The organism is Nocardioides sp. CPCC 206347, assembly GCF_048654605.1.
Lineage (GTDB): Bacteria > Actinomycetota > Actinomycetes > Propionibacteriales > Nocardioidaceae > Nocardioides.
This window is the reverse complement of record NZ_JBMCYZ010000008.1, coordinates 166,005-178,311: the sequence shown is the minus strand read 5'-3', so window position 1 is coordinate 178,311 and position 12,307 is coordinate 166,005. Positions and strand designations below refer to the sequence as shown.

Genomic DNA, 12,307 nt, shown 5'->3' with positions numbered 1-12,307 from the left:
CCAGGAGGTGCCGTGGAGGTCGAGACCCTGCAGCGCATCCCCATGTCGTGGGAGGAGTACCTGGCTCTCCCCGCTCCCGAACGCACCGAGTGGTCCCATGGGATCGCCATCATGAGCCCGCCGCCATCGGCACACCACGGCGTCGTGAGCGCCAACCTGGTCTTCGCGCTGAAGCTGGGGCTGCCGGGGCTGCGGGTGATGGTGGAGGCGGGCTTGAAGATGGAGCACAGCCTTCGCGGTCCCGACGTGATGGTGACGCGCGACCTGCCCACCGGCCCGTGGGTGGAGGCCTCGCCGGTCCTGGTCGTGGAGGTCCTGTCGCCGAGCACCCAGTCCGAGGATCTCCTGCGCAAGGCGCCCGAGTACGCGGCTGCAGGCGTTGGTCAGTACTGGATCGTGAATCGCGACTATCGAACGCTTGAGGTTCACGTCCTGGTCGACGGGCACTGGGAGTTGTCTGCCCTGTTCGACAAGGCGACACCGAAGGGCGAGGTCGTCGTGGGGGACCACGGCGTCGTGGCGATCGACCTGCACGACCTCCTCGACGGGTGATGCCGCCGCGGCTGGCAGAGTGGCGCCATGGCTGAATCTGCTGACCAGGTCCATGCCCGCGTGATGGCCGCCGCCGACGAGCACGGCCGGATGCCGCTGCCGTCGGTTGCCGAGTGGGACATCTTTCCGTGGGAGGTCGTCGACGGCGCGTTGGCGACCAAGCGCCTCGCCGACCCGGCCCCCGAGAAGCCGCGGGAGGGCGAGGACGGGACGGACTGCCGCATCTGCGCGACCGATCCGGCCGGCGTGATCTGGACCAACGAGCGGTGGCGGCTCAAGCACCTGGCCGAGCGCAGCGGGCTTCCCCTGGTCGTCATCCTGGAGCCGCTGGAGCACCTCGACTTCGACGACCTGGACGACACCATGGCCGCTGAGTACGGCGTCCTCGCTGTCCGCATCGCCCGCATCATCGAGGGGTTGCCCAACATCGGGCGCTGTCACGTCCAGCGGATCGGCGACGGGGCACGGCACCTGCACATCTGGTTCATGGCCCGCACCCGCGGCCTGCCGTCGGTGCTCGGCTCGTTCGCCGTGGACTGGGACGACATCCTGCCGCCCGGCCCGGAGGAGCCGTGGCGTGAGGACCTCGCTGCCGTGGCGCAGCAGCTGGCGTCGTACGACGGCAGGGCAACGGTCGATGCCTGAGTCGCCGCAACCGGCGGGTCTCGTGACGTCACGCCTGCGCCTGGTGCTCTGGGACGCGACAACGGTCGAGGCGATCAGGACCGGCGCCCGGCAGCCCGGCTGGCACCGGGACTTCCCGCGCGAGGACGACCTCGGCGCTGCGTCGCTGTGGCACGACGGCGACCCGTGGGGTCCCCGGTCGATCGTCCACGACGGCCTCGTCGTCGGCTCGATCGGGTTCTTCGGGCCTCCCGGGACCGCCGACGACGGCGTCCCGGAAGCCGAGGTCGGCTACGGCCTGGTCGAGGAGGCACGCGGACTGGGCCTGGCCACCGAGGCCCTGGAGGCGTTGCTGGTCCCGGTCGACCGGCAGCACGTGCGGCTGCGCGCCAGCATCGAGCCGACCAACAAGGCGAGCCTCCGCGTGGCTGCCAAGGCCGGGTTCACCGGTCTTCGCGGCGCCAACGAGGACGGTGAACTGGTGCTGGTCCGGCCGCAGCGCTGATGTCGGTTCGATCCTCTGGCCGTGGGAGAATGAGGCACGTGACCGTCCCGAATGTCGTACCGAACGTCTTGGCCACCCGCTACGCCGCTGCTGACCTCGCGCAGATCTGGTCGCCGGAGCACAAGATCGTTCTCGAGCGGCAGCTCTGGATCGCCGTGCTCCGGGCGCAGAAGGACCTCGGCATCGAGGTGCCCGACGGCGTCATCGAGGCCTACGAGAAGGTCATCGACGACGTCGACCTGCCGAGCATCGCGGCCCGCGAACGGATCACGCGGCACGACGTGAAGGCCCGCATCGAGGAGTTCGCGGCCCTCGCCGGCCACGAGCACATCCACAAGGGGATGACCTCGCGCGACCTCACCGAGAACGTCGAGCAGCTGCAGGTCAAGCAGTCCCTGGCCCTGCTCCGGGATCGTGCCGTCGCCACCCTTGCCCGCCTCGGCCGCCTCGCGGCCGAGCACGAGACGACCGTCATGGCCGGCCGGAGCCACAACGTGGCGGCCCAGGCCACCACCCTCGGCAAGCGGTTCGCCACGGTCGCCGACGAGCTGATGATCGGCGTCGAGCGGATCGAGCAGCTGCTCGCCCGCTACCCCCTGCGCGGCATCAAGGGCCCGATGGGCACGGCGCAGGACATGCTCGACCTGCTCGGTGGCGATGCCGACAAGCTGGCCGATCTCGAGCAGCGCGTCGCCGCCCACCTCGGCTTCGACCGGGTGCTCACCAGCGTCGGCCAGGTCTACCCGCGCTCGCTCGACTTCGACGTCGTCTCCGCGCTGGTCCAGCTGACGGCGGCGCCGTCCAACCTCGCGACCACGATCCGGCTGATGGCCGGCAACGAGATCGTCACCGAGGGATTCAAGGAGGGCCAGGTCGGCTCGTCCGCGATGCCCCACAAGATGAACACCCGTTCCTGCGAGCGGGTCAACGGCCTCGCCGTCATCACGCGCGGGTACCTCTCCATGGTCGGCGAGCTCGCCGGCGACCAGTGGAACGAAGGTGACGTCTCCTGCTCCGTCGTACGACGGGTGGCGCTGCCGGACGCGTTCTTCGCCGTCGACGGGCTGTTCCAGACGTTCCTCACCGTGCTCGACGAGTTCGGTGCGTTCCCCGCGGTCATCCAGCGCGAGCTCGACCGCTACCTGCCCTACCTCGCCACCACCAAGGTGCTGATGGCCGCTGTCCGCAACGGCGTCGGTCGCGAGGCCGCGCACGAGGCGATCAAGGAAGCAGCGGTCGGCACCGCGCTGGCGATGCGCCAGGGCCAGGCCACCAACGACGTGTTCGCCAAGCTCGCTGCCGACGAGCGTCTCGGGCTCACCGCCGAGCAGCTCGAGTCCCTGGTCGCCGACCCGATCACCTTCACCGGTGCGGCCGTCGCCCAGACGCAGGCGGTCTGCCGCCAGGTGGCCGCGCTGGTCGAGCAGCATCCGGACGCCGCGGCGTACAACCCGGGCGCGATCCTCTGAGAGGCTCCATCGTCACCTTTCCGGTCCCTCCGGACCGGGCGTTCGCCTATCTCGCCGACCCACGTAACCGGCCGGACTGGCAGTCGACGCTGCGCGCGGTCGCCGACGTCGCGCCCGCCGAAGACGGTTCGTTCACGGCTGCCGGCGTCTCGTGGACCGACGTCACCGTGGTGCCGGGCGTGCGCCCCGCCTTGCGGACCGTGCAGTCCGACCACCCGCTGCTGTGGGTCGAGGAGGGCCACTTCGGCCCGGCGAGGGCGCGCCTCGCACTGACCTTCGCGGCCTGCCCCGAGGGCACGCGGGTCGGCGCCGAGTTCTCGGTGACCATGCTCGGTGCCGGCCGCTTCATCGGCCTGGCCAGTCGTCGTACGGTCGTCGCGGACCTCCGCCGCGCGTCGCGGATCCTCGCCGCGTCTCGCTGAACCGGGTGTCGAACACCCGATAACCATTTCGACCCAGTTGCGCGTCGGCTGTTCCCGCGCGGCCCGAGGACGGCTACATTGCGAGCCACTGTGATGGGCGTCACAGGGTCGACGGGTGGGCGGGGAGGTCGCGAGTGCTCGCGGTGCAGAACCTGGAAGTCGTGTACGACGACGTCGTGCTGGCGTTGCGCGGCATCAGCCTGGAGGTCCCCGACGGCAAGATCATCGCCCTGCTGGGTGCCAACGGTGGCGGCAAGTCGACGTTGCTGCGGGCGTTGTCCGGCCTGCTCGACATCCACGACGGTGAGATCCGCAAGGGCTCGGTGACCCTCGACGGCGAATCGGTGGGCGAGCTGAAGCCCTCGTCGCTCGCCCGCAAGGGCATCAAGCACGTGCTCGAGGGCCGTCGGGTCTTCAAGGAGCTCACTGCCGAGGAGAACCTCCGCGTCGGTGGCTACGCCGACCGGCGCAACCTGAAGGCCAACCTGGAGCGGGTCTACGGACTGTTCCCGATCCTGCGCGATCGACGCGACGGGCAGGCCGGGCTGCTGTCCGGAGGTGAGCAGCAGATGCTCGCCATCGGCCGCGCGTTGATGTCCGACCCGCGCTACCTGCTGCTCGACGAACCGTCCCTCGGGCTGGCGCCCAAGGTGGTCGAGCAGATCCGCGACATCATCGTGGAGATCAACAGCCAGGGCACCGGGATCCTGCTGGTCGAGCAGAACGCCACGATGGCGCTGTCGATCGCCCACCACGGCTACGTCCTCGAGAACGGCCGGGTCGTCATGGACCGCAGCGCCGACCAGCTCCGCGACGACGCGGACGTGCGCGAGTTCTATCTCGGCCTGGGCGCCGAGGGCGAGGCGGCCAGATCCTTCCGCTCGGTCAAGCACTACCGGCGCAGGAAGCGGTGGGCGTCGTGACGACCGTGCTGCAGTTCGACGACGTCCACCTCTCCTTCGGGGCGGTCAAGGCCGTCAACGGGGTGAGCTTCACCGTCGAGGAGGACGAGCTCTTCGCGGTCATCGGCCCCAACGGCGCCGGAAAGACCAGCATCTTCAACGTCCTTTCGGGGGTCTACCGGCCGCAGCAGGGGAAGGTCGTCCTCGAGGGCCATTCGCTGCTCGGCATGCGGCCGCCCGCGATCGCCCGGCTCGGGATGGCGCGCACCTTCCAGAACATCGAGCTCTTCGCGAACCTCACGGTCCTCGACAACCTGATGCTCGGGCGCCACCAGCACCTGCGTTACGGCACGCTCGCGGCGATGCTCTGGGTCGGGCGTGCCCGCAACGAAGAGCTCAGGCACCGCAGGAGGGTCGAGGAGATCGTCGACTTCCTCGAGCTCGAGCAGTGGCGCAAGTTCCCCGTCGGGCTGCTGCCGTACGGCGTGCAGAAGCGCGTCGAGCTCGGGCGCGCCCTGGCGATGGAGCCGCGACTGTTGCTGCTCGACGAACCGGTGGCCGGCATGAACCTCGAGGAGACCGAGGACATGGCCCGCTACATCCTCGACATCCGCGACGAGCTGAGGATCCCGATGATCATGGTCGAGCACGACATGGGCCTGGTGATGGACATCGCCGACCGGATCATGGTGATCGACTTCGGTACCCCCGTCGCCACCGGGACGCCGACGGAGATCCAGCGCAACCCGGACGTGATCCGCGCCTACCTCGGCGGCGACGCCGGCGACCTGGGCGACCTGGGCGACCTGGGCGAGACGAGCGATGCCGAGGGGGCCACGCCATGACCCGCACGATGGTCACCCGGATCCGCGACCGGGCCGCGCAGTCGCCCAAGGGCGTCGCGATGCGCGAGAAGCGCCTCGGCATCTGGCACGAGATCACCTGGGCGGCCTACTGGGACACGATCCTCGACGTCGCGCACGCCCTGCTGGCACTGGGGGTTCGCCCCGGCGACCGGGTCGCGGTGCAGAGCGAGAACCGGCCCGAGTGGCTGTTCCTCGACATGGCCACGGTGGCCATCCGCGCCACCACCGTCGGCCTCTACCCGACGAACCCGACCGCCGAGACGTCGTACCTCCTCTCGCACAGCGGTGCCTGCGTGCACTTCGCCGAGGACCAGGAACAGGTCGACAAGGCGCTCGAGTCGGGCGACCTGCCCGAGCTGCGCCGGATCATGTACGTCGAGCCGCGCGGCCTGCGGTCCTACGACGACCCGCGCCTGCTGGCGTGGGAGGCCATGCTCGCGATGGGCCAGGAGCACCGTGCCGCGAACCCCGGCGCGGTCGAGGCGCTCGTCGACGCGGCGGAGCCGTCCGACGTGATGACGCTCGTCTACACCTCCGGCACGACCGGACCGCCGAAGGGCGCGATGTTGACGATCGGCAACGCCGAGTTCGCGCTGGAGACGGTGCTCGAGCGGAGCCCGTTCGCCCGGCCGGCGCCCGGGCCGAAGGACCTGACGTTGTCCTACCTCCCGCTGTGCCACGTCGCGGAGCGGGTCCTGACGACCTGGTACAACGCGGGCGGCGGCACCCAGGTGAACTTCGCGGAGTCGATCGAGACCGTCCCGCAGAACCTCCGCGAGGTGCAGCCCACGCTGTTCTTCGCGGTCCCGCGGATCTGGGAGAAGCTGCTCGCGACGGCCCGGATCAAGCTGGACTCCGCGACCTGGGCGAAGCGGCGCTGGTCGCGCTTCTGGCTGGGGCGTGCCGACGGGCTCGGGGCCCGGCTGGCCGCCAACGGTGGCCAGCACACCCTCGGCACCCGTCTCGCGTACGCCGTCGGGTGGCTCTTCTTCTACCGGGCGCTCCGCGACCGGCTCGGCCTGCGCCGGGTGCGCCACGCGAGTTGTGGCGCGGCACCGGTGGCACCGGAGGTCCTGCAGTTCTTCATGGGCATCGGCGTCCCGATGCACGAGCTCTACGGCATGACGGAGAACGCCGCGATCGCGACCGCCAACCGACCCGGACGTGTGCGTCTGGGCACCGTCGGCGAGGCCCATGAGGGCATCGAGGTGAAGGTCGACGACGAGACCGGGGAGATCCTCACCCGGCACCCCGCGGTGTTCGCCGGGTACTGGGCCGACGAGGAAGCCACCGCGAAGACCGTCTCGGCCGACGGCTGGCTCCACACGGGCGATGTCGGCGAGTGGGACGGCACCTACCTGCGGATCACCGACCGGATGAAGGACATCATCATCACCGCCGGCGGCAAGAACATCGCGCCGTCGGAGATCGAGAACGGCATCAAGGCCTCGCCGTTCATCAAGGAGGCCATCGTCATCGGCGACGGCCGCAAGTTCCTCACCGCGCTGATCGGGATCGAGCTCGACACCGTCGGCGCCTGGGCGCAGCAGCGCCAGCTCGGCTTCACGACCTACCGCGACCTCGCCGAGAAGGAAGAGGTACGCACGCTGGTCCAGTCGATCCTCGACGAGGTCAACAAGCGCCACAACCCGGTCGAGCAGATCAAGTACTTCCGGATGCTGCCCAAGGAGCTGGACCACGAGGACGGCGAGCTGACCGCCACGCAGAAGGTCAAGCGCGCGTCGATCGACGCGATGTTCCACGACCTCGTGGAGTCGATGTACGCCCCGGCCAAGGGAGGTGCGGCATGACGCAGTTCCTCGGCGCGGTGGCCGGCGGAGTCGGCCTGGGCTCGATCTACGCCCTGCTCGCCCTCGGCTTCGTGATCATCTACAAGTCGATGGGCGTGATCAGCTTCGCGCAGCCGTCGTTCCTGCTCGCCGGCACGGTGCTGGTGACCTACCTGTCGCCCGAGATCGGCTTCTTCGCCGCAGTGGTCGTCGGTGCGATCGCGATCGCTGCCGTCGCGCTCGTCGTCGAACGGATCGCGATCCGGCCGATGGTCGGCAAGGCCGTCTTCGTCATCGCCATCATCACGATCGGCATCGACATCATCGTGCGGATCGTGTCCGGCATGTTCGTCGGCTCGGACCAGCGCACGGTGGGCGATCCGTGGGGACTGGATGCCTGGGAGGTGGGCGGCGTCTACATCGAGCACCGCGACCTGGCTGCCTTCGCAGTGACGACGGTGCTCGTGCTGGCGCTGTTCGCGTTCTTCCGGTGGACGCCGATCGGCCTGGCCATGCGGGCCTCGGCCCTCGACCAGGAAGCCGCGATGGCGCAGGGTGTCAGCGTCGGCACCGTGTTCGCCGTGTCGTGGGGACTGGCCGGCGCGCTCGCCACCGTGGCCGGGGTCTTTGCCGCAGCCGGTCGCACGGTCGACCAGAACCACTGGCACATCGCGCTGCTCGCGTTGCCGGTGATCATCCTCGGCGGACTCGACTCGCTCGGCGGCGCAGTCCTGGGTGGCCTCGTCATCGGCGTCACGCAACAGATCGTGACGTCGTACCACCGCGACTGGTTCCCGGGCCTGGACACCAACATCGGCTCGATCACGCCCTACCTGGTGATGCTGATCGTGCTCCTCGTCAGGCCCTACGGGCTGTTCGGCACCAGAGAGGTTGAACGCGTATGACCTCCCTGACGAGCAAGTGGGGACGCCCCGAGCTCTACACCAGCTACCGCCAGGACATGGCGCTGCTCAACACGCGCTCGAAGGTGCTCGGCACGATCGCCGTGCTCGTGGTGGCCGCGCTGATGCCGATGCTGGTGTCCGACAACCTGCTGATCATTCTCGGCAGTGGCCTGGTGCTGGCGATCGGCGCCATCGGCCTCAACCTCGTGACCGGGTACGCCGGCCAGGTCTCCCTGGGGCATGCGTTCTTCGTCGGCATCGGCGCCTACGCCGCCGCCGTACTCTCCGGCGACCCCGACGGCCGCTACCTCGGCTTCGGTGTCGACTTCATGCCGCTGTGGCTGATCGGTGCGGGCCTGATCGCTGCGATCGCCGGTGCGCTGGTCGCGCCCCTGGCCACGCGCCTGCGCGGGCTCTACCTCGCCGTCGTCACCCTCGGCCTGGTCTTCATCGGGCAGTACTTCTTCTTCGAGTGGAACGAGATGAGCGGCGGTCCGCAGGTCGGCCGCGAGGCCGCGAAGCCCGAGCTGTTCGGCATCCAGTTCACCGTCGACAACGGGTTCAAGGGCGGCTGGACCGAGGAGCAGAAGCTCTACTGGCTGTTCCTCGGAGTCCTCGTGGTGGCCGCCGTCCTGGCCCGCAACATCGCGCGCTCCCGGATCGGCCGCGCGTTCTCGGCGATCCGCGACCGCGACGTCGCCGCCGGCGTGATGGGCGTGAACCTCACCCGCTACAAGATCGTCGCGTTCACGATCTCGTCGTTCTACGCGGGTATCTGCGGGGCGCTGATGTTCTCGGCCAGCGGCCACTTCACGCCGGAGTCCTTCAGCCTGTTGATGTCGGTCCAGTTCATCGCGATCGTCCTGATCGGCGGCGTTGCCACGATCTCCGGAACGATCATGGGCGCGATGCTCATCGCGCTGCTGCCGCGCCTTGCGAGCGAGCTGCCCGCGTTCGTGCCGTTCCTGTCGAGCTCGGCCAGCGAGCACCCGAACATCTTCGAGTTCGAGCAGATCATGTACGGCGTCCTGATCGTCGCCTTCCTGCTCTTCGAGCCACGCGGTCTCTTCGGCATCTGGCATCGCGTGCGCACGTACTGGAAGAGCTTCCCCTTCTCTTATTGACCGCCCAACCGGGCTGCACCATCACAACAGCAGCACAACCACAGGAGGAACCGTGAACCGAAGGTCGAGATCACTGGGAGTCATTGCGACTGCCCTGACCGTCACCATGGCGATCGCGGGTTGCGGGCGCGACGACGACTCGAGCGGCGGTGCCGCGCCGGGCGTCACCGACGACGCGTGCCCGAACGCCATCGACAAGGACAAGGGCTGCATCTACCTCGGCACGGTCACCGACCTCACGGGCGTGTTCAAGGGCGTGGGCGAGCCGTTCACCGCTGGCCAGAAGACCTTCTGGGACGAGGTCAACAAGGCCGGTGGCATCGGTGACTACGAGGTCGACGTGACCACGTACGTCAAGGACAGCGGCTACGACCCGGAGAAGCATGCCGAGCTGTTCAACGAGATCAAGGACGACATCCTCGCCGTCACCCAGTCGCTGGGCACCGCACACACCAACGCGATCCTCGAGGACGCCACCAACGAGTCGATCCTGGTCGGTCCGGCGTCGCTCGGCTCGAACTGGATCTTCGACGACATCTCGCTGGAGGTCGGTTCCAGCTACTGCACCGAGGCGATGAACATCGTCGACTACGCCGCGGACCAGGGCGCGAAGTCCGTCGCCGTCGTGCACTTCCCCGGTGACTACGGCGACGACGCCATGGTGGGTGCCCGCATCGCCGCCAAGGAGCGCGGCCTCAAGTTCACCGACATCACGACCGGCACGGTCGACGGTGGTGACGACCAGTCCGCAGCGATCGGTGCCCTGCTCAAGGCCAAGCCCGACTACGTCGTGATCGCGACCAGCCCCAAGGAGATGGCCTCGGTCGTCGGTGGCAGCGCGGCGCAGAAGTTCACGGGCAAGTTCATCGGGTCCATCCCGAGCTGGAACTCCGCCGTGCTGGCGTCGCCGGCCGGACCGGCGATCAAGGCGCTCTACCAGCAGGCCACCTCGTTCCCGGCCTGGGACGCGGACGTCCCCGGCATGGAGAAGATGCGGGCCGCCGCGGGCGACCAGGCGCCGAACGACTGGTACTCCATCGGCTACAGCAGCGGCTACGTCCTCAAGGCTGTCCTCGAGAAGGCCATCGCCGACGACTCGCTCGACCGCGAAGGCATGGTCGACGCTGCCAACAGCCTGACCGGGATCGACAGCGAGGGCACGCTCCCGGAGGGGACGGCCAACTACGAAGGCGACCCGAACGAGGCCGCCGTCCGCGTGACGCAGCTGAACAAGGTCGACGAGGCTGCGTCGTCGAAGGTGTCCGTCGCAGTCGAGCCCTTCACGGGCAAGACGGCTGAGGCGTACGAGTTCACCGAACCCTGCTACCTGCAGAAGTAGCCGGCACCGTTCAATGACAACGGCCCGTCGATCTTCCGGATCGGCGGGCCGTTCGTCCGTCAGTACTCAATCGGTATTCGATCAGTGCTCAAGGATGCGGCCGGCTCAGGCTCCGCTCCGGGCGCGTTGGCGGAAGGACCGCATCCGGGCAACGTAGCGCCGGAGGTGGCGGGCGGGCACGGGGCGCGGCCAGTCGGTCGCACGGAACCATGCGTCAGACCCGCCGTCGACGAAGACGACGCTCCCGCAGAGGAAGTCCGCGGCGTCGGAGAGCATGAAGACCACCCAGGCCGCGAGCTGGTTGGCGTCACCGAACCCGCCGATCGGCACCGGGAAGGCCTTGATCCGCCTCGCCTCGGCCGGCGTCGCCAGTTGCTGCTCGAGCAGCGGGGTCATGATCGCGCCCGGTGCGAGGGCGTTGAGCCGGATGCCGGCGCCAGCCCAGTCGGGGGTGACCGCCTGGCGTCGTACCCAGTGGCTGACGGCGACCTTGCTGGCGGCATAGGCGAACGTGGGCGCTGCCTTGCCAAGCAGTCGCAGGCGCTGCACGGCCCGATCGACATCGCCTTCGAGGAGTGCCCGTACGACGCGTTTGGGCACCATCGGGACGGTCGTCGTCGCGTTGCTGGCGAAGACCACGACCTTGGCGCGCTCGGCGCGTGCCAGCGACGGCTGCCAGGCCTCCAGCAGTTCGATGACGCCGAGCACGTTGACCTCGGCGATCATGCGTGGCCGGTCGCGCCCCGGCGCGGGGCCGAGGCCCGCCGCCATGACTGCACCGTCCAGCACGCCGCCACAGAGCTCGATGACGGCAGCGGCAGCCGCACTGCGACCGGATGGTGCCGACAGGTCAGCGATCACGTCGGCGTCGCGGAGGTCGATGCCGACGACGACATTGCCCTCGCTGACGAGGCGGTCAACGACAGCCTTGCCCATGCCTGATGCCGATCCGGTGACTGCGTAGGTGCCCACCCACGAATCGTAGTAGAACGAGTTCTACTTTGGTCCGGCAGGCCGGACGTCCAGCACGACCTCGAACTCGAGGAGGTCGGCGCCGGTGGCGACCGGCTTCTTGGGTGCCTCACCGGGCTTGTCGGCGTGGGCCGCCTTGCCCTGGCCGTCGCGCCAGGCGGCGAACGACTCCTCGTCGGCCCACTGGGTCACGACGAAGTAGCGCTGGTCTCCAGCGGTCGGACGCAGCAGCTGGAAGCCGAGGAAGCCGGGGGAGTTCTCGACTGCGCCGGCGCGGGCAGTGAAGCGTTGCTCGAGCTCGGCGCCGGCGCCCTCGGGAACGTGGATGGCGTTGATCTTCACGACAGACATGGGAATTCTCCTTGGTCGGTCAGGCAGTGAGCGGTCGAGCAGGCGCCTCAGGCGCGTGCGTTGCCGCCCCAGTTGGACAGCTTCACCGCGATGTCGTGCAAGCGGTCCTCGCTCACGCCAGCGACCTCGAAGGTGGCGTTGACGTGCGGTCCCGCCACCCGGCCGACCTGCACCGTGGCGGCACCGTCGACGTGCTCGAGGATGCGGACCAGGCGGTTGGCGATCCGGCCGAGCTGGGAGGCGTGCTCGTCATCGAGCTGGCCGAGCGCCTCGGCTTCGCGGGCGTGCAGGGTCAGGCCCAGGGCGGCCCCGGCGTCATGGCGGGCGAGGACCCAGATCTCGTCCTCCCACACCACTGCGGTCGAGTTCGTGCCCAGGCTGTCGGGGTAGGTCGCTGAAGACTCCGGCATGTTGCCACTCTGCCACCCGCAATCGGAGCTGGAGGAGGCACCCCCTTTGTCGACATCCAAAGTCGAGTCAATTGGT

Annotated in this window: 14 protein-coding genes; 11 read left to right on the top strand and 3 right to left on the bottom strand. The window is 69.0% G+C overall.

Annotation, left to right across the window (positions count from 1 at the left end; all coding sequences use genetic code 11):
- The first annotated feature begins 12 nt into the window (after nt 1-12).
- The 11 genes from ACOACQ_RS22850 (at nt 13) to ACOACQ_RS22800 (ending at nt 10,498) form a co-directional block, all read left to right on the top strand.
- Complete coding sequence (locus ACOACQ_RS22850; protein ID WP_378604521.1) at nt 13-552, top strand: Uma2 family endonuclease; 540 nt, start codon at nt 13-15, stop codon at nt 550-552.
- A 27-nt stretch (nt 553-579) separates the two neighbouring features.
- Entirely contained in the window at nt 580-1,197 is a 618-nt protein-coding gene (locus tag ACOACQ_RS22845; RefSeq protein ID WP_420289340.1) for a hypothetical protein, read from the top strand.
- On the top strand, nt 1,130-1,681 hold the full coding sequence (locus ACOACQ_RS22840) for a GNAT family N-acetyltransferase (protein ID WP_420289339.1): 552 nt from the start codon (nt 1,130-1,132) through the stop codon (nt 1,679-1,681). Before ACOACQ_RS22845 ends, ACOACQ_RS22840 begins: the two co-directional genes overlap by 68 nt.
- 29 nt (nt 1,682-1,710) lie before the next feature.
- A complete protein-coding gene (gene purB, locus ACOACQ_RS22835) occupies nt 1,711-3,150 on the top strand; it encodes an adenylosuccinate lyase (RefSeq protein ID WP_378604530.1) in 1,440 nt (479 codons plus the stop codon).
- Nucleotides 3,078-3,572 carry an SRPBCC family protein gene (locus ACOACQ_RS22830; protein ID WP_420289352.1) on the top strand — a complete coding sequence of 165 codons (495 nt, stop codon included), beginning with the start codon at nt 3,078-3,080 and terminating at the stop codon, nt 3,570-3,572. Before purB ends, ACOACQ_RS22830 begins: the two co-directional genes overlap by 73 nt.
- Nucleotides 3,573-3,706: 134 nt before the next feature.
- Entirely contained in the window at nt 3,707-4,495 is a 789-nt protein-coding gene (locus ACOACQ_RS22825) for an ABC transporter ATP-binding protein (RefSeq protein WP_378604536.1), read from the top strand.
- Nucleotides 4,492-5,319 (top strand): ABC transporter ATP-binding protein, encoded by an 828-nt coding sequence (locus tag ACOACQ_RS22820; RefSeq protein ID WP_420289338.1) that lies wholly within the window; start codon nt 4,492-4,494, stop codon nt 5,317-5,319. Before ACOACQ_RS22825 ends, ACOACQ_RS22820 begins: the two co-directional genes overlap by 4 nt.
- Nucleotides 5,316-7,151 (top strand): AMP-dependent synthetase/ligase, encoded by a 1,836-nt coding sequence (locus tag ACOACQ_RS22815; RefSeq protein WP_420289337.1) that lies wholly within the window; start codon nt 5,316-5,318, stop codon nt 7,149-7,151. Before ACOACQ_RS22820 ends, ACOACQ_RS22815 begins: the two co-directional genes overlap by 4 nt.
- Nucleotides 7,148-8,035, top strand: a complete 888-nt coding sequence (locus tag ACOACQ_RS22810; protein WP_420289336.1) for a branched-chain amino acid ABC transporter permease — start codon at nt 7,148-7,150, stop codon at nt 8,033-8,035. Before ACOACQ_RS22815 ends, ACOACQ_RS22810 begins: the two co-directional genes overlap by 4 nt.
- Nucleotides 8,032-9,159 carry a branched-chain amino acid ABC transporter permease gene (locus ACOACQ_RS22805; protein ID WP_420289335.1) on the top strand — a complete coding sequence of 376 codons (1,128 nt, stop codon included), beginning with the start codon at nt 8,032-8,034 and terminating at the stop codon, nt 9,157-9,159. The genes ACOACQ_RS22810 and ACOACQ_RS22805 overlap by 4 nt, the downstream gene beginning before the upstream one ends.
- 52 nt (nt 9,160-9,211) lie before the next feature.
- Nucleotides 9,212-10,498, top strand: a complete 1,287-nt coding sequence (locus ACOACQ_RS22800) for an ABC transporter substrate-binding protein (RefSeq protein ID WP_420289334.1) — start codon at nt 9,212-9,214, stop codon at nt 10,496-10,498.
- A gap of 105 nt (nt 10,499-10,603) precedes the next feature.
- Here ACOACQ_RS22800 and ACOACQ_RS22795 read toward each other — a convergent pair whose 3' ends face one another.
- Genes ACOACQ_RS22795 through ACOACQ_RS22785 form a run of 3 tightly spaced genes read right to left on the bottom strand, consistent with a single transcriptional unit; the run spans nt 10,604 to nt 12,231 of the window.
- Entirely contained in the window at nt 10,604-11,470 is an 867-nt protein-coding gene (locus ACOACQ_RS22795) for an SDR family oxidoreductase (RefSeq protein WP_420289333.1), read from the bottom strand.
- Between the two features lie 24 nt (nt 11,471-11,494).
- Complete coding sequence (locus tag ACOACQ_RS22790; protein WP_420289332.1) at nt 11,495-11,821, bottom strand: antibiotic biosynthesis monooxygenase family protein; 327 nt, start codon at nt 11,819-11,821, stop codon at nt 11,495-11,497.
- Between the two features lie 47 nt (nt 11,822-11,868).
- Complete coding sequence (locus tag ACOACQ_RS22785) at nt 11,869-12,231, bottom strand: hypothetical protein (RefSeq protein WP_420289331.1); 363 nt, start codon at nt 12,229-12,231, stop codon at nt 11,869-11,871.
- Nucleotides 12,232-12,307: the final 76 nt, after the last annotated feature.

Excerpts from the sequence above, each read along its gene's own strand:
- ACOACQ_RS22845 (WP_420289340.1), top strand. The coding sequence starts at position 580 with ATGGCTGAATCTGCTGACCAGGTCCATGCCCGCGTGATGGCCGCCGCC.
- purB (WP_378604530.1), top strand. The coding sequence starts at position 1,711 with ATGAGGCACGTGACCGTCCCGAATGTCGTACCGAACGTCTTGGCCACC.
- ACOACQ_RS22815 (WP_420289337.1), top strand. The coding sequence starts at position 5,316 with ATGACCCGCACGATGGTCACCCGGATCCGCGACCGGGCCGCGCAGTCG.
- ACOACQ_RS22810 (WP_420289336.1), top strand. The coding sequence starts at position 7,148 with ATGACGCAGTTCCTCGGCGCGGTGGCCGGCGGAGTCGGCCTGGGCTCG.
- ACOACQ_RS22805 (WP_420289335.1), top strand. The coding sequence starts at position 8,032 with ATGACCTCCCTGACGAGCAAGTGGGGACGCCCCGAGCTCTACACCAGC.
- ACOACQ_RS22790 (WP_420289332.1), bottom strand. The coding sequence starts at position 11,821 with ATGTCTGTCGTGAAGATCAACGCCATCCACGTTCCCGAGGGCGCCGGC.
- ACOACQ_RS22785 (WP_420289331.1), bottom strand. The coding sequence starts at position 12,231 with ATGCCGGAGTCTTCAGCGACCTACCCCGACAGCCTGGGCACGAACTCG.